This is a genomic window from Donghicola tyrosinivorans, from assembly GCF_003003355.1.
Classification (GTDB): Bacteria; Pseudomonadota; Alphaproteobacteria; order Rhodobacterales; family Rhodobacteraceae; genus Donghicola; species Donghicola tyrosinivorans.
Genome location: NZ_PVTQ01000013.1, coordinates 16,758 through 33,101 on the forward strand (window position 1 = coordinate 16,758; position 16,344 = coordinate 33,101).

Genomic DNA, 16,344 nt, shown 5'->3' on the forward strand with positions numbered 1-16,344 from the left:
ACGGCTTTGACGACTGATGGCGATACGGGCACTGCGTTTACTGTAGAGAGCACCTCGTCCGGCAACACCACGACTGGCGCGGGCAATGGGACCGCAATCACCTCGGCTCTCACTTCAGCGCCCGCAGTCACACTGGCGATGGCTGATACATTGAACATGACCGGCAGTTTCGCGCAGGTGGGAGAGACGATCTCGTACAGCTTTACCGTGACGAACACTGGTAATGTGACCCTGACCAACCTGAACCTGACCAACACCAATGCCATGGTGAGCGGCGGGCCGATTGCATCGCTGGTCCCGGGGGCGAGCGATACGGTCACCTACACGGCTGTTCATACGATCACCCAGACAGATCTGGATGCAGGCAGCGTGACCAATAGTGCTACCATTATAGGCAGCAGTCCTACTGGCAGCGATGATGTTTCGGATAGCTCTAGTGCCACGGGCACCGGCGACACCCCGACAGTCACTAGCTTGCCCACAGTGCCGGAACTGACAGTCACCAAAACCGTCAGCAGCAATGACGTGGACAGCAGCGGCACCCTGACGGCGGGCGATATCCTGACCTATACTGTGGTCGCCACGAACTCTGGTTCGGTCACGGTCTCGGATCTGAGCCTGAGCGATGATTTCACGCGCGCTGATAACACTGTTCTTGGCGCATCGTTAGGGACGCCTGCGTTCTCTAGCGGAGCAAGTGCGGCCAGCTTCCCTTCTGGGGCGACGGCAACCGTGACGATGACCCACACAGTGACCCAAGCGGACATTGATGCGGGCGGTCTTAGCAATAACGCGACCGCGACCGCATGGGTCGACGGCGACAACAACAGCACCCGTGCGGGCGACGGCAGTGAGGATGTGACCGACACCACTGATATGGCCGTGACCAACAGCGTGACGCGGGCGGGCGGGATTTCCTTGGTCAAGACCGCAACGCTGGGATCGGGCACGCCTGCGGCTGGCGATACGGTGACCTATGCCTTCACCGTGACCAACACCGGCAACGTGACCCTGACCAATGTGGTGCTGACCGATGCGGGGGTGACTTTGACTGGCGGGCCGATTGCATCTCTGCTGCCCGGTGCCAGCGACAGCACCAGCTACACCGCAAGCTACGTACTGACCCAGAGCGATATCGACAGCGGCAGCGTCGGCAGCACCGCGCTAGTGACAGCAACGACGCCGATGGCAAGTCAGGTCACAGACACGTCGACAACGGATACGGCTTTGACCCAAGCGGCGGATATTGCCATCGCGAAGACCGTCAGTCACACAGATGCGGACCAAAGCGGCACCGTCACCTTGGGTGATACGCTGACCTACACGATCACCGTGACCAACAGCGGCAACACCACCCTGCGCGATGTTGCGATTACCGAAGATTTCCGCCGCGCGGACAATACGGTCCTGACCGCCACTGTGCCTGCGGCCAACTTTAGCACCGGCTCCACAGCCGCGCTGATGTTGCCGGGCGCTGTGGCGACCACCAGCTTTGCCCATGTGGTTACTCAGGCCGATGTGGATGCTGGCGGGGTCACCAACTCGGCCACTGCAACCGCATGGTCGGACGACGATGGCAGTGGAACCAAAACCGGAGACGGGTCCGAGACCGTCTCGGACACCCTATCCCAAGCCCTCAGTACCCCGATTGCCGGCACTGCGGGAATTGCCCTGAAGAAATCCGGCGAATTGCAGGATATTGACGGCACGCTTGGCACCTCGCTTGGGGACAAGATTGTCTATACTCTGGAGGTCAAGAACACCGGGAATGTTACGCTAACCAATGTGACACTTAGCGATCCGCTGTTCGGCGGCACCGTGGCGCAGACCATTGCGTCGCTGGCTCCGGGGCAGACCGACAGCCTGACCTTCGTGCTGGACTACATGATTACTACGGCCGATCTGAACACCGGCTCGGTCAGCAACCTTGCCACGGTTAGCGCAACTGCTGGCACGGGCAGCGTCAGTGACCAATCGGGTCCGACGTTCGACACCGATGAGGCGATTGTGACCTTCCTCGGCTCGATCGGTGGTCACGTGACTGATGGTTCCACAGGTAAGCAAGGGGTGACAGTGATCCTCTATGACCAGAGCACTGGTCTTGAGGTTGCCCGCACAACCACGGACAGCACTGGCCTCTACAAATTCCTTGAACTGGAGCAGGCCACCTACAGCATCCGCTTTGTTCCACCGGGGGACGTTGCCGTGCAATCGCGTTCGGAACGGGGGAACCCACAGGGCGAAACAGTCCAGAACATCGAGGTTGCCGCCGGCGCTGATCGCGTGATTACCGAAGTAGACGCACTGGTCGTTGACCCCAGCGGTGTGGTCTACGATGCCATCACCCGCCAACCGCTTCAGGATGCAACCGTGACTCTGCTGTTCAACGGTAGCGAAGTGCCCAACAGCTGGCTGGACACCGCCGCAGGCGATAGCAACAACAAGGTCACCGGTTCGGACGGACGCTATTCGTTCCTGCTGCAATCTCCAGCGCAGTCCGGCACATATAGCCTGCGGGTCAGCCATGCCGACTACAGCTTTGTATCGGACATCATCCCGCCCCAAAGCGGCACCTACACACCGGCACTTGGCCTAGGGGTGGAAGAGATTGTGGCATCATCTGACCTGCCCAGTGCCTCGGGCGGAGATGAGACCTACTATCTGAATTTCGGCTTTACCTTCGGGGACTGGACCAATTCGGCCACCTTGTCGAAAGGGATCGTGCACAACCACATTCCCATGGACCCCAATGGCTATACCACTGGCCTACGGGTGACCAAGACTGCGGATGCCAGCGGTCTGTCCAGCTTCCCCGAAGTGGGCGAGGTCATCACCTACGCCATCACCGTGCAGAACCTTGGCCAGTTGGACTATGACACCGTCAGCCTTGATGATCCCCTGACCAGTGACGAGGCCCTTGTGGCAGAAGTGGGTGTCACCGATGACGGCATTCTAGGGGCGGGCGAGATCTGGCGCTACACTGCCAGCTATACGCTAACCGCAGCCGACCTGCGTCGGGGTGAGGTCAGCAACCTTGCGACCTTGCAGGCCACTTTGCTGGCCGGCTCGACCGCCACATCGGGGGCTGCCCCGACGGGATCGGATATCGGTGGTGTCCATGTCTACGAGAGCCGGCCTACCGGCAACACCCTGCGCGGCACGGGCAATGGCGAGGCGACCGTGGTCACCATCACCCCCGACATGATCGCCATGATCAAGGATGACCTGACCGATATCCTGTCGGACGACATCCGCGTGACCATGCAGCGCCAGTCGGCCCAGATTTCGGAGTATAGCGCCGATGCGCTGGACTGGCTGAAAGCCTCGCTGCGGTTTAGCGATGGCGTTGGTGTCGTGCCTTGCGCATCCAACAGCGATCCGCTGTCGGGCAAGGTAAATGCATCGGGCGGGTCTCTGGATCTGGAAACAGACTGGCAGCGCGAGCTGTGCAATGCCGACACCGGCGTGCGCGTGGTCGATCAACTGTCGCTGACCCTGACCCACGACGATGACTTGGGCACCCAGCATCTTCTAAGCTTTGCCCACCGCAAAGAACGTCTGCGCGGCGATGATCGGGTGACCGGCAACTTTATCGGCGGCTATCTCAGCCAGAGTGCCGTGACGGACAAAGCGGATGGCACCATTGCCGGCCTGGGCGTGAACGGTGGTTTCTATGGGGCGGGCCGTATCTCTGAAGAGATGTTCTATAGCTACCATCTGGCAGGTGTCGTAGGCCGACATAGCTATGATCTGGATTTCGAGCGAGATCGGACCATAAACGCGACCGGCGATTTCACTTACTTCGGCCTTTTTGCTGGGGCATCCTTGGCGGGCGATCTGAGCTTTAGCGACACCATAGTCACGCCAAGGGTCGGGATCGATCTCTACCACGCACCGGATACGACCACAGATGTCACCGCGACCTCGGGGCCGTTCAAGCAGTCCGGTAATCTGACCGTTGACGGTGTGACTGGTAACCGGACGTTCCTAGAAGTCCGTCTGGCCAATGATCCCAGCAAAGCCTTTGATGGTGAGGGAATGTGGGACGGGCTTGGCGGTGCACTTTCGCTGACCTTGCGCGGGTTCTGTGACAGCTTTGACGGGCTCGACAGCCGCTGCGGGGCTGGTGGGGCAATCACCTATGACAAGGTGAACCCCGAAACCGGCCGCGCGTTCGGGTTCGAGCTGGACGCCGAAGCGACCGAGCAGCACACCGCTGTGCGCGGGTCGCTGGCACTGACTCGCTATTTTGCGAAAGGACAAGGCAGCAGTGTCTTTGCTCTGCGTGCCGGATCTACAGGCGCGCCGCAACTGTCCTATGAGTTGAATCTGGCATTCTAAACGGCTGGCCCCGCCTGCGGGTGGGGCCTCTCGCACATGGGGAAGCTCTGTCGTCTGTGAGAAGGCGGCGGGGCTTTTCATATGCCCGCGAAGTGATCTCTAATTGGTTATCAATTATTACAAATTTGACAGCCGAAATTGGTCCATGGCAGGTGGCTTAGCGCACCAGACCATGCGTTCACGCCACATCAAAAGGTGGGAATAAAATTGGAGCTATGACTCATAAAAGGGTTTTTGGGCTGGTTACCCATACTATGACGCATAGAAAAATCCGAAATTTTATAGGGCATAGTGAAAAGCCGTAGTTCTTCCGCGCCATCGTGGCTCCGGGGGCGTTTCCCTGAATTGTAATTTCAAATTTCAAATATCAGCGGCTGCAGTTCGATTTTACCGCTGTGATCGTGTCAGGCGTTCGCGGGGGCTCTGCCCCGCACCCCGAGGTATTTTTCCCAAGATGAAGGCAGCGGTGGTTTTGGACTTTGGCGGCGTGGGGAAAAGAAAAAGGCGACACACAAGGGAGGAGGAGATGTGTGCCGCCTGAATTTTCAAGACTGCGTCAGGGAGGAGGAGAGACGCTGTCTACCCTTTGAACATAGCCGGATTGCTGCACCTGCACAAAGGATTTCTCTGCAATGCAGCAATGCGTGTACTGCATGGCTGAAAGTTTATGCAGATTGCCGCGCCGGACCGTCCACGATCATCATCGGGCAGCCGCGCGAGCAGCTTTCGACCCTTGCGTCGATGCCGTAGAGGGCGCGGATCAGGGTGGGGGTGAGGACTTCGAGTGTGGAGCCTGCGCCGAGGGTGCGCCCATTTGCGATAGCGATGGTCATGGTGCAGCAGCGCATCACTTGGTTCAGATCATGAAGGGCCAAGATCAGGACGGCTCCGGTCTCTTGGGCGTAGGATTTCAGGGCCTCTAGCACTTCGAACTGGCGGTGGAGATCGAGGGCTGAGGTGGGCTCGTCCATCAGGACGACTTTGGGCTGGGTGACTAGTGTTTGCGCGATTGAAACGGACTGACGCTGGCCGCCTGAGAGTTCCGCCAGTTGGTGTTCGGCCAGATGGGCAATGCCGAAGCGGTGGAGGGCTTTGTCCACTGCGTTCAGTTCTGTGGTGGATAGGCGCCAGCCTCCCCTGCCCTGTTTCAGCGCAAGGATCACGGATTCATAGACCGTGAGGGCAGCGCTCATGCCGGTGTCTTGGGGCATGTAGCGCAGATCGTCTTTTGTGGCGCCTGATAGGGAGACCGTGCCGGCGCCGCGCAGATGGCCTGCGATCCGGCGGAAGAGGGTGGATTTGCCAGCAGCATTTGCGCCGACAAGGGCGGTCAGAGCGCCGCCTTGGATCATCGGCGATGAGATGTCAGTCAGGATCTGGTGGCGGCCGTAGCCTGCACCGATGCGGTCCAGTTGCAGCGTTACCATGCCTTGCGCCCTTTCGTCAGGATCAGGGTCATGAAGACCGGAACGCCCACTAGGGCGGTGATGATACCAATGGGCAGCACGGCGCCCGGAAGGATTGCTTTGGAGAGGACCGAGGTGGCCGACAGGATCAGCGCCCCCGAGAGCATTGCGCCAGGTAGGAAGAACCGTTGATCCTCGCCCAATAGCAGGCGCGCCACATGGGGGCCGACGATGCCGATGAACCCGATGGTGCCGACAAAGCTGACCGGCACTGCCGCCAGTAGGGACACCAGAAACAGTGCCTCAAGCCGCAGGCGTTTGACCGGCACGCCCATGGCGGCGGCGCGGGCCTCGCCCAAGCGGATGGCGGTCAAGGCCCATGCGCGGCGGGCAAAGAGCGGGGCGCAGATGGCAAGGATTACGGCGGTGACGGCCACTTTGCCCCATGTGGCTTTGGTCAGGCTGCCCATGGTCCAGAAAACCACCGCTGATAGCGCCTGTTCCGAGGCGAAATATTGCAACAGGGCAAGGGCTGCGTTGAAGGTAAAGACCAGCGCGATGCCTAAGAGGACGATGGTTTCCACCGTCACGCCGCGTAAGGTCGAAAGGCCGAAGATCAGAAGGGATGCGGCCATCGCCATGGCAAAGGCGTTGATCGGCACCATCAGCGTGACCGCCGCCGGATAGATCGCAACCCCCAGCACCATTGCCATCGCCGCGCCGAATGAGGCCGCCGCCGACAGCCCTAGTGTAAAAGGCGAGGCCAGTGGGTTCGCCAGAATGGTCTGCATCTGCGCGCCTGCCAAGGACAGGGACGCGCCGACCGTCACGGCCAATAGCGCCATAGGCATGCGGATATCCCAGACCACCACACGCATCTGGATATCGGCTTGGGCAGGCAGGAAAAGGGTACGCAGCACATCGCTGACCGCATAGCGCGCGGGTCCAAGCGAGACATCTACCGCGACCGAGAGGATCAGGGCGATGACCAGCACGCCAAGGATCACAAGGCGGCGGGCCACAAGCCCGTGATACGCCTGCGCATGGGTGGGGGTGTTGGCGGCAAGGGTCATTTGAAATCTCATAGGAAAAAGGGGGCAGCCTGTCAGGTGCCGCCCCCGTCACTGGTTAATGAGTGGCTGTTTCGGGCAGCGAGACCCAGTAGCCCGGCTGGTAGTCCACGGGCAGGAAGCGTTCATGCAGCTCTGCCATGGTGGCGTCGGGATCAAGGTCGGGGAACAGCTCGGGGTGCAGCCACGTGGCCAGCTTCTGGACCGCCGCAAAGCTATAGGGCGAGTTGTAGAACTGGTGCCAGATCGCGTGGACGTTGCCCTCTTCGACGGCCTTGACGCCGGTAAAGGCAGGGCGGTGGGTCAGGGCAGCCAGTTTGCGGGCGGCCTCATCCATGTCCGAGCCCGGCCCCATGCCGACCCATGCACCACCCGGCACATAGGCATCCCAGTTGCCACCCGTCACCACGATTTGATCGGGGTCCGAGGCGATGACCTGCTCGGCGTTCACGGTGCCGAACGTGCCGAGGATGAATTCACTGCCCATGTTCTTGCCACCAGCGAGTTCGACAAAGCGGCCAAAGTTACCGCCACCGAAGGACATGCAGCAATCCTCGGAATAGCCGCCTGCCCGTTCCACGAAGACCAGCGGACGGTCCAGATCGGCATGCGCGGCGATCACATCAGTGACGCGGGCGATCTGCTCTTCATAAAAGGCGTTGAATTCGGACGCTTTTTCCTCTTCGCCAAACAGCTTGCCGATGATTTCCATCGATTGAGAGGTATGTTCGAACGGCTTTTCGCGGAAATCCACATAGACGATCGGAATGCCAACCTTGGCCAGCTTTTCCTCATAGCCCGCCTCATCGGTGGCGGCCTTGGATTCAAGATTCATGATCAGCACGTCAGGGGTCAGGGCAACCGCCTGCTCGATATCGAACGAGCCATCCTTGAAGCCGCCAAAGGTCGGGATGTCCTTCAGCTGCGGGAATTTCTCGGCGTAGATGTCGTAGCTTTCGGGCGATGCCTGACGGAAGTCATCGCGCCAGCCGACCACCCGTTCAAACGGGTTTTCCCCGTCCAGAACAGCGGCAAAGAAGATCTGACGACCCTCGCCCAGGATCACGCGGTCCACCGGCGCATCAACCGTGACCTCGCGACCGGCGATATCGGTCAGCGTTACAGGGGCGGCTTGCACGAGGCTGGCGGTGAAAAGGCTTGTCGCGGTGGCGGCAAGCAGGGCGATACGGATCATAACATGTCCCTCTTTAGTGTATGGGGCGGGACCTAGTTTAATCTTAGTGTTTTAGTCAAGAATAAAGTTGATTGAAATAGTATGATTTGTGCCGCGACCGGCGCCACCTTCTGTGGGTAAGACAGCGGTTGCGCCTTCTTGGTCAGGTTGAGTTTTTGAGGTGTTGTCGACTTCCGTGCAGTATTCGAATTCTCGAATAAATGGTAAAAAATTCTTTCATTTAATCGCTATTTCATAGGCAAGACATTTAGAGCCGAGGCTTGGTATCAATTTGCGTACAAATGGTATTGCTTTAGTTTTTAAAACTTCTTAACTGGCTGAGTGTCATATATTTTCTTGACAATTTCACGAGTACACGACCTTGCGAGGGACAATGAAGATTTTCTCAAAATGCGCGGTTGCCGTTCTGGCTTCTGCTCTTTCGACATCCGCGATTGCTCAGTCTGGCTTTCCAGATGGCTTTCCGGCACATGTCAGCGGCGTAGCGATTGGCGACACCCATGACAGTGTTGAGCCGAAAATCCGCGAAGCGCTGCTGCCCGATATCCAAACAGTGGAAATCAACCCTGATTACACGGCGAAAATCATCAAACGCGGTACCAATTTTAATGAACGAAAAGTAAGCAACCCTCTGATCACCGACCCTTTGCTGCTAGAATTCGGTGGGAATGAGGCCGTTATGATCAGGAACCGCCTAGGATACGAACCTGAGGGCGAATATTTCTATGTGACTTATTCTTCGCCGTCATCCGGAAGTGGCGTTGAGACGATTTCTCGCCGTGTTATCTACGATGAACCCCTCAACTTGGACGCGCTGATTGCCAAGCTGAAAGAGACCTACGGCGAACCGACAGAACAAAAGGGACGCTATCTGCGGTGGGCCTTCAACGATGGCAAAGCAATGTCTGATCTGCCGTATAACTGCCAGTTCTTAAGCCAATCCCCGCGCCGTTTGCAGGATATGAACAAAGAGGGCCGTATCCGCGTGAACACACCGCAGCTGTACTTCACCGGCGGAAATAACAGAGGCAAACCATGTGACGCGTTTTTGATGGTGAGCTATGGGCAGGACCAGAACGGCAATGTTCCCAATGTCGAATTCCTGTTCATCGATCATCTGAAAATGTGGAACGACCAAGAAGCATTCATGCAGGTTCTCATCGACGCGCAGGAAAAAGCAAACGCCGCCAAGCCGAAGGGCAACACGAAGGTCGGCGACTTCTGATCAAAGTCTGAGATGTGACAACAAACCGAAAGGTCGTGCTGGAAAACAGTGCGGCCTTTTATTTTGCATACGTCGGTAAATCTGGCGGTTTGCACGCTGAAATTTAGAAGAACTGGCACCCCCAGCCTTTGGCCAGCGATGCCGATGAGCGCCGCGTGATAAGGTGTTAAGAGAAAACGACCTGAATATCGGTGTATTCGGCCAGACCTTCTTCGCTGAATTCCACGCCAAGCCCCGATTGTTTGACGCCGCCAAAGGGGGCGTTCGGCTGGATGGCTCCGTGCTTGTTGATCCAGACCGAGCCGCATTCCAGACGGTTTGCCAAGGCGCGTCCTTTCACGATGTCCGACGTCCAGATCGAGCCGCCAAGGCCATTTTCCGACGCGTTCGCCGCTGCGATGGCCTCATCAAGATCAGAATAGCGGATCACCGGCAGGGCCGGACCGAATTGTTCCTCGCTGACCAGCAGGTCCGAGGCGTCAAGATCCGCGATGATGGTGGGCGGATAGAAAAGGCCCTCGCCCGCCTGCCCGCCAAGCAAAACACGGCCTTTGGTTTTGGCCGCCTCGACCAGCCGTGCGACTTTGTCGAACTGCTTCTGGTTCTGGATCGGGCCAAGGATTGATCTTTCGTCCTGACCGTCGCCAACTGGGATCGTCTTGGCAAAAGCCACCAGATGTTCGCAGACAGCGTCATAGATCGAGGTATGCACATAAAGGCGTTTCATCGCGGCGCAGGTTTGGCCGTTGTTGATGAAAGCGCCCCAGAAAAGCCCCTCGGCGATTGCGGCGGGGTCCGCGTCGGGCAAAACGATCCCTGCGTCGTTACCGCCAAGCTCTAGGGTCAGGCGCTTCATAGTGTCGGCGGCGGTCTGCATCACGCGGCGTCCCGTTGCGCAAGAGCCGGTAAAGACGATCTTGCGGATACCCTCATGGGCGGACATGGCCGCGCCAAGGTTGATGTCTTTGTCGTCGCCAGTGACCACTTGCACCACATTCGCGGGCAGGACGCTTTGCATGATTTCCACCAGCCGGATCGTGGCCAAAGGCGTGAAGGGCGAGGGTTTGACCACCACGGTATTGCCCGTCCGCAGCGCAGGCAGAATGTGCCAAACCGCTATCATCACAGGAAAATTCCAAGGGGTGATCGACCCGACAACCCCAAGCGGCTTGCGGTGCAGTTCAACGCGGCCTTGGTCGGTGTCTTGCAAGGTTTTCACCGGCAGCGACAGGCTGGCCGTATAGCCCGCCCACGCCTGAGCGCCGCCGATTTCCCAGCGGGAGCCAAGCCCGTTCAGAGACTTGCCCTGTTCTTGGGTGACCAGTTGGGCCAGCTCTTCGGCGTGGGTGCCAATCGCCTCGGCGACCTTGGTGCAATAGGCCTGCAAGTCGGCATCGGGCGTTTGGGACCACGTTTGGAACGCGGTTTGGGCGCGGGCAACGGCTGCATCCAGATCGGCTAGGGTATTGTTCGGGGCATGGCCAACGGCCTTGGCGGTGGCGGGATTGAGGACGGCAAAACTAGTGCGCGCAGAGGTGCCCTCTGGCGAAGTGTGAAGGTTCATAGGGTCATTCCTGTTGGGGTGAGTTGCGCCGCGATTCAAAGAAGCGGCTGCTTTGCGTGCATCCCGCGCAGACCCGCGCGGGATGTGTGGTGGCGCGGCTCAGGCCAGCGCCAGTTCTTTGGTCTCGACCGGAAAATGGCACATGGTTGCGCCTTTGGGCGAATAGGCGGGGACATCTGCCGCCACCTCCGAGCCTTCTTCGCTCATCAATGCCTTCTTCATGGCGTCCGCGCTGTCGAAGTAGCCGCGAAAGATGCAGAAGGGCACATCCGTATCTGCGCCAAGGGCTTTGGGCCATGCCACCTCATAGGCCCGCAGGCCCGGTAGGGTTTCGGCCAAAGGAATATGGCGGTTCAGATAGTAATCGCGAAACTGGTCGGGATCGTCCGGCATCGGGTATTGGACACTGAGGCAGTACATGGGGCGTTCCTTACGGGGTCTCTAAAGGTCTCAGGCGGCCAGCATTTCGGCGGCATTGGCGTGGCCCGCACGGCGGGCCTTTGCCTCAAGAATGGCCTGACGCCCGATGGCCACCAGCGCGATCATGTTCAGCACGCCAAAGACATAGGCTGGAAACAGCGCCAGAAAGCTGAAGATATCCGCGCCACCCAGAACCGGTGTCTCGGCAAAGGCCAAACCCCGATTGGGCGAGAAATTCGAGAAGAAATAGAACCCCACGTTCGACCAGCCATCCAGCAACACGATCCAGCCCCAGATCTGGCCCCACTTCTGCGAAAAGCTGAGGTGAGGCATCACGAAGGCGACCGCGATCACCATCAACCCGTTCATCACCGGACCCGTGTGGGCGGCAGTCCAGCCCCGTTCCGAGCCGGGCAGTTGGAATTCCAAGAATACGCCCGGCAACAGTTCAAAGCCGCCAAGAACGTACATCCACAGGCCAAGCCCCCCGACCAACGCGGCAAAGATCATCAATACGCCGTTGCCCGCCATGATATCGCGCAGGCGCGGCTTCCAGCTTTCAGTGGTGGTATCCATCATAAATTCCTCCCTAGGATATGGATGTGGTTTGGCCTCTCCTCCAGAGGCCAAGGCGCGGCCGCTTAGCTGGCCAAACGTGCTTGCATATCGACAAGGCTGCGGAACGCGCCGGCGTGGTACACAAGCGGATCGATACGGTTCAAAGTCGCGCCCTTGATCTGGCCGAAGATGACCGCATGGGTGCCTGCGTTCACGATCTGCGAGACTTCGCACTCCAGTGCGCTGGTGCCGCCAAGGATCGGCAGGCCCAAGGCAGTGCCCGTGCCCCAAGCGCCGGTGCGAAAGCGGTCATCCCCCGTGATCCCACCCCTGCCTGCAAAGGTCTCGGCCACGGCGCGATGTTCGCTGCCAAGCATGTTGATGGCAAAGCGGCCAGAGTCGCGGATCATATGGTAGGTGCCGGTGTTCATGTTGGTGCAGGCCAGCACGGTGGCAGGCTCTGCGCAGACCGACGTGACAGCGGTCGCGGTGATCCCGCGGCGCTCATCCCCGAGGCAGGTGGTGACGATATTGACCCCTGCTGCCAACTCTCCAAGCGCGGCGCGGAAGGTCTCTACACAAACCATGGTGATCTCCTTGTGTCATGGATGGCCCCGCCTCAGCGTCCGGCGGGGCCGATGGTCAGAACCGGAAGCCGATCCCTGCGGTGACAATTGTGGGGTTCAGGGTGATGTCGGCTTCGGCCTTGGCACCGCCCACGGTGCCGCGGGCCTTGGTTTCCAGCGGGATGTACTTCACATCCACAAACCACTCAGCCGAGGACTGGGGGATCGCCCCCGAGACACCCACCTGCACAACGGGTGCCCATGCGTTGTCGACCTCAAAGCCGTCAATGACGCCATCTTCGGTGTCAAAGATGATGGTGTAGTTGACGCCTGCACCGCCGTAGACCTCAAAGCTGTCGGTGAGCGGCAGATGATATAGGCCGGTCAGGGTGGCAGGGCCGTAGGTGACCTTTCCCAGTTCCATCCCTTGCAGGGGACCGGTGCCGTTCAATTGCGCGGTGGGGGGCAGTCCGACTGTGGCCTCTGCTGAGAAGTGCTCGGCAAACCGATAGCCCAGAGACACGGTCAGCGTCGTGTCGTCATCCGTTTCAAAGCTGGCGCCGCGCAAGCGGGCACCGTTCAGGTTGATGTCTGCGCTCTCGTCAAAGCCAAGGTTGGCAATCCCCAGACGCAGGGACCAAGGGGTCGCGGCCTCTTGCGCCTGCGCGCAGGTCACCGTTGCGGTCAGCAGAGCTGCCGCGGATAGGATCGTTTTCATGTCATGTTTCCTTGAACGTGCAGCGGTCGGATCAGCGATGACCCCACCACGCTGCGACGGTTCGGTTATTCCGCCGCCATCGGAACCTGCGAACGGGCGACGGCTGCGCGCACGCGTTCAGGGCTAGAGAAAACATCCCACTGCTTTTCGGGATGGTTGAAGTCCTCGGTGAACTGGTCGGTCAGATCGCGGCTCTGGGCCATGCCGCCGATGTATTGCAGCAGGGTCGGGTCCAGCTTGGCCAGATTTTCCAGCATGTAGTTGGTCCAGCGGGTGCCGGACATCACGCGGTCATGGCGACGGGCGTCGAATTTCTCGATAAAGCGCTGATCGAACACATCGTTTGCCACGATCTCTTCGCCCAGAATAACCGCCGCGTATGAGGCCATGTTCGCCCCCTGCCCCAGCACCGGATCAACGACCGCATGCACATCGCCCAAGGCGACGGCCAGCTTGCCGTTTTCCAGCGTGGTGTAGGTCTTGCGGACCGTCGGCGTCACGCCCCCTTGCAGCAGATCAAGGTTCGAATTTGCCAGATCGAACGCCTCACGATCAATACGGGCATAGAGCGTGGGGTAATGCTTTTCGATCTTCTCAAGCAGCAGATCAAGGAACGCGCGGGGGTCGTCGTCGTATTTGGTCTTTGCCAGAACCTCCAGATCGCCGCCGATGTGGTTCTCGAACACCAGCGCCTGACACCAACCATTGAAGGACCAGGTGGGGATTTCGATCAATTCACCCGCACCAGGCGAGAAATACATGGTAACCGCACGGGTCTCGGTCTCTTGAATGCCTTTGAAGAGGCCCACGCACAGCATCCGCTGGGGGCGTTCAAACGGAGAGAAACGATCGTCGCGGCCGAACATCTGGCCGATCGGCCCCTTGCCGGTGCAAACCACGGTCAGGTCATGCTCGTCTGCGATGCCTTCGATCATCTCGCGCTCGACCGCGCCATAGACAACCTCGCCGCCGCGGTCGATGTAGTCCTGTAGCAGCTTGGGCTGGTAGATGCGGTAGTCCACAGCGCGGCTGGGACGGGCCAGATCGCCATAGATATGGATCGGGTCAGGGGTGCCGATGTAGTAGTAGTGGCCAAAGTAGCCGTATTCGTCGCTTGGCCAGTGGTTGCAGCCCAACGCATCCTCACGCGCGGTCGTCACATGGTGGTGGGCAACGGTGTTCATCAGGCGCGCACCGGCATATTCCTCGGGCGTGCGGTCCGTGTACAATTTCGGTGTGATCCCGTTCTGCAGCAGGTGAAGCCCCAGTTGCAGGCCTGCAGTCCCCGCACCGATAATCGCAATAGTCTTGGACATCTCTTCCTCCCAAATCTCCTTGTGAAAGGAATAAGTCGACAGGTCGGTCAACGAAAGATAAATTGTCGCATAGGACTTATTACATTTGGAATAAATCAGATGAGCGACCGCTTGCAGGCCTATGAGATTTTTGCCGAGCTGATGGAAAGGAAAAGCTTTTCCGACACATCGCGGGCCCTGCGCATTCCGCAAGCGACGGTCTCAAAGCAGGTTGTTTCGCTGGAGCAGGCGCTTGGGGTGCAGCTTTTCATCCGCTCGACGCGCAGAATCAACCCGACCGCCGAGGCCGAGGCGCTGATCCCCCACGTGCGCCATATGCTGGATGCCCGTAATGAGGTCTTGCGCGTCGCCCATGGCGAGCTGCCCAAACTGTCGGGGAACATCCGTATCGCGGCCCCCCATTCCTACGGGCGGCGGGTTCTGTTGCCGCAGCTGGTAGACTTTATGGATCAGTATCCCGACATCAGTGTCGAGGTTGCCCTGCACACCACGCCGCCCGATCTCTTGGACCACAAGCTGGATCTGGCGATCAGCGGCGCGACCATTCTGGACGGCCCTTACCGGCAGCGGCTTTTGAACACCCATCGCTGGGTGATTGTCGGCTCGCCCGAATACTTCGAACGCCACGGACGCCCTGCCCTGCCCACAGACCTTGAGGATCACTGGCTGATCGTGCCTGAGGTCTTTCCCTTTGACATGCTCAAGTTCGATTCAGAATTCGGGCAGCAATCCATTGCGATCCGGTCCCGCCTGACGGGCAACGATGTGGATTTTGCCGAAGGGGCGGCATGGCAGAATGCGGGCCTTGCGATCCTGCCCGACTGGATGCTGGAACGCAGCGGCGCGCTGGAGCAGGTGCTAGAGGAATATGCCCTAGAGCCGATCCCGATCCGGCTGATCTTTCCCGACGCCAAGATCATTCCCCGACGGGTCCGCACCCTGATCGAATTCCTTCTGGCTCGGGCGGGCCGGATGTGAGTGACTGGACACGGATCGCCTGATCCTTGAAGACATAGCCTATGACTCAGAGCCTCGCCCAGATTTGCCCGACCCCGCCGCGGGCCCCTCATTTCATCGTCACCCTTTACGGGGACGTGGTGGAACCGCGTGGCGGCGCGCTGTGGATGGGGTCCTTGATCGAGGTTTGCGCACAGCATGGCATCAGCGAAAGCCTGGTGCGCACGGCGGTGTCGCGGCTGGTGTCGTCGGGACGGCTAGAGGGGGTACGCGTGGGGCGGCGCAGTTTTTACCAACTGTCCGAGCAGGCCAAGCAAGAGTTCCAGAACGCCTCTCGTATCCTCTTTGACCCCGAGCCTCTACCGACCCGTTGGCAGATTGCGCTGCTGGGGCCAGAGACACCCGATCTGCGCAGGCCTTGGGTGCGCGTGGGCAACGGGGCCGCTTTGGCGCCTTTTACCTCAGACCCTTCGCTACCCAATGCGGTGGTGTTTGAGGCCGACCAGCCCTTCGGGAATTTGCCCGAACTGGCCCGCAGCCATTGGCCCTTGGACGATGTGGCCGCCGCCTACCGTGTCTTTCTGGATCGCTTCAGCGGTCTGAATACCCATGAGGCAAAGGACGCGCTGGCCCTGCGGTTGCGCCTTGTGGATGACTATCGCAGTGCCGCGCTGGCGGACCCGCGCCTGCCCAAAGGCGCTTTGCCCGATGACTGGCCCGCCGATGAGGCGCGGCGCCTTTTCGTCCGGCTTTATCTGGCAATGTCCGAGAGCGCGTCACGCCAGATTCCCGCCTTGTGCGAGTCACAAGACGGCCCCCTACCCCCTCAGACACCCGCCAGTACCCAGCGCGATACCCGCCTGATGGCTGAGGCGCGTAGCCTGTAACCTTATGAATTTTCATAAGGTTCTATTGGTGTCCCTCAAAACATCACAAGAAAATTAAAAACATTATTTACGCGTGATGTTTTGTGCGCTACTCATTCATCAACCGATCGGTCAGCGAATG

Annotated in this window: 13 protein-coding genes; 4 read left to right on the forward strand and 9 right to left on the reverse strand. The window is 59.3% G+C overall.

Annotation, left to right across the window (positions count from 1 at the left end; genetic code table 11):
• Positions 1-4,341 (forward strand): beta strand repeat-containing protein (locus CLV74_RS16340; protein ID WP_170108084.1); only part of this gene is annotated, 4,341 nt, incomplete at its 5' end.
• Positions 4,342-5,006: 665 nt separating this feature from the next.
• On the opposite strand, the gene CLV74_RS16345 is transcribed toward CLV74_RS16340, so the two are convergent.
• From CLV74_RS16345 to CLV74_RS16355, 3 genes are read right to left on the reverse strand one after another with little or no spacing between them, the layout of a single operon-like run.
• Positions 5,007-5,768 (reverse strand): ABC transporter ATP-binding protein, encoded by a 762-nt coding sequence (locus CLV74_RS16345; protein ID WP_106266884.1) that lies wholly within the window; start codon positions 5,766-5,768, stop codon positions 5,007-5,009.
• On the reverse strand, positions 5,762-6,820 hold the full coding sequence (locus tag CLV74_RS16350; protein ID WP_106266886.1) for a FecCD family ABC transporter permease: 1,059 nt from the start codon (positions 6,818-6,820) through the stop codon (positions 5,762-5,764). The genes CLV74_RS16345 and CLV74_RS16350 overlap by 7 nt, the downstream gene beginning before the upstream one ends.
• Positions 6,821-6,875: 55 nt before the next feature.
• The gene (locus CLV74_RS16355; RefSeq protein ID WP_106266888.1) at positions 6,876-8,012 is read right to left on the reverse strand and encodes an ABC transporter substrate-binding protein; all 1,137 of its coding nucleotides are present in this window, start codon (positions 8,010-8,012) and stop codon (positions 6,876-6,878) included.
• Positions 8,013-8,385: 373 nt separating this feature from the next.
• Between CLV74_RS16355 and CLV74_RS16360 the strand changes: the two genes are divergently transcribed.
• On the forward strand, positions 8,386-9,237 hold the full coding sequence (locus tag CLV74_RS16360; protein WP_106266890.1) for a hypothetical protein: 852 nt from the start codon (positions 8,386-8,388) through the stop codon (positions 9,235-9,237).
• A gap of 166 nt (positions 9,238-9,403) precedes the next feature.
• Here CLV74_RS16360 and CLV74_RS16365 read toward each other — a convergent pair whose 3' ends face one another.
• The 6 genes from CLV74_RS16365 to styA all read right to left on the reverse strand — a co-directional run bounded on the left by CLV74_RS16365 (position 9,404) and on the right by styA (position 14,379).
• Entirely contained in the window at positions 9,404-10,801 is a 1,398-nt protein-coding gene (locus CLV74_RS16365) for an aldehyde dehydrogenase family protein (protein WP_106266892.1), read from the reverse strand.
• 99 nt (positions 10,802-10,900) lie between these two features.
• Positions 10,901-11,221: an EthD family reductase gene (locus CLV74_RS16370; RefSeq protein ID WP_106266894.1), complete on the reverse strand. Its 321-nt coding sequence runs from the start codon at positions 11,219-11,221 to the stop codon at positions 10,901-10,903.
• Positions 11,222-11,251: 30 nt separating this feature from the next.
• Positions 11,252-11,800 (reverse strand): styrene-oxide isomerase StyC, encoded by a 549-nt coding sequence (styC, locus tag CLV74_RS16375; RefSeq protein ID WP_211299065.1) that lies wholly within the window; start codon positions 11,798-11,800, stop codon positions 11,252-11,254.
• A 62-nt stretch (positions 11,801-11,862) separates the two neighbouring features.
• Complete coding sequence (locus CLV74_RS16380) at positions 11,863-12,366, reverse strand: flavin reductase family protein (RefSeq protein ID WP_106266896.1); 504 nt, start codon at positions 12,364-12,366, stop codon at positions 11,863-11,865.
• 55 nt (positions 12,367-12,421) lie between these two features.
• Positions 12,422-13,063, reverse strand: coding sequence for an OmpW/AlkL family protein (locus tag CLV74_RS16385; RefSeq protein ID WP_106266898.1), 642 nt, complete (start codon positions 13,061-13,063; stop codon positions 12,422-12,424).
• A gap of 65 nt (positions 13,064-13,128) precedes the next feature.
• Positions 13,129-14,379: a styrene monooxygenase subunit StyA gene (gene styA, locus CLV74_RS16390; protein ID WP_106266901.1), complete on the reverse strand. Its 1,251-nt coding sequence runs from the start codon at positions 14,377-14,379 to the stop codon at positions 13,129-13,131.
• Between the two features lie 99 nt (positions 14,380-14,478).
• Between styA and CLV74_RS16395 the strand changes: the two genes are divergently transcribed.
• Positions 14,479-15,357 carry a LysR family transcriptional regulator gene (locus tag CLV74_RS16395; protein ID WP_106266903.1) on the forward strand — a complete coding sequence of 293 codons (879 nt, stop codon included), beginning with the start codon at positions 14,479-14,481 and terminating at the stop codon, positions 15,355-15,357.
• A 41-nt stretch (positions 15,358-15,398) separates the two neighbouring features.
• Entirely contained in the window at positions 15,399-16,223 is an 825-nt protein-coding gene (locus CLV74_RS16400; protein WP_106266905.1) for a PaaX family transcriptional regulator C-terminal domain-containing protein, read from the forward strand.
• Positions 16,224-16,344 lie beyond the last annotated feature (121 nt).

Excerpts from the sequence above, each read along its gene's own strand:
- CLV74_RS16365 (WP_106266892.1), bottom strand. The coding sequence starts at position 10,801 with ATGAACCTTCACACTTCGCCAGAGGGCACCTCTGCGCGCACTAGTTTT.
- styC (WP_211299065.1), bottom strand. The coding sequence starts at position 11,800 with ATGATGGATACCACCACTGAAAGCTGGAAGCCGCGCCTGCGCGATATC.
- CLV74_RS16350 (WP_106266886.1), bottom strand. The coding sequence starts at position 6,820 with ATGACCCTTGCCGCCAACACCCCCACCCATGCGCAGGCGTATCACGGG.
- CLV74_RS16345 (WP_106266884.1), bottom strand. The coding sequence starts at position 5,768 with ATGGTAACGCTGCAACTGGACCGCATCGGTGCAGGCTACGGCCGCCAC.
- CLV74_RS16370 (WP_106266894.1), bottom strand. The coding sequence starts at position 11,221 with ATGTACTGCCTCAGTGTCCAATACCCGATGCCGGACGATCCCGACCAG.
- CLV74_RS16385 (WP_106266898.1), bottom strand. The coding sequence starts at position 13,063 with ATGAAAACGATCCTATCCGCGGCAGCTCTGCTGACCGCAACGGTGACC.
- CLV74_RS16395 (WP_106266903.1), top strand. The coding sequence starts at position 14,479 with ATGAGCGACCGCTTGCAGGCCTATGAGATTTTTGCCGAGCTGATGGAA.
- CLV74_RS16400 (WP_106266905.1), top strand. The coding sequence starts at position 15,399 with ATGACTCAGAGCCTCGCCCAGATTTGCCCGACCCCGCCGCGGGCCCCT.
- CLV74_RS16380 (WP_106266896.1), bottom strand. The coding sequence starts at position 12,366 with ATGGTTTGTGTAGAGACCTTCCGCGCCGCGCTTGGAGAGTTGGCAGCA.
- CLV74_RS16360 (WP_106266890.1), top strand. The coding sequence starts at position 8,386 with ATGAAGATTTTCTCAAAATGCGCGGTTGCCGTTCTGGCTTCTGCTCTT.
- styA (WP_106266901.1), bottom strand. The coding sequence starts at position 14,379 with ATGTCCAAGACTATTGCGATTATCGGTGCGGGGACTGCAGGCCTGCAA.
- CLV74_RS16355 (WP_106266888.1), bottom strand. The coding sequence starts at position 8,012 with ATGATCCGTATCGCCCTGCTTGCCGCCACCGCGACAAGCCTTTTCACC.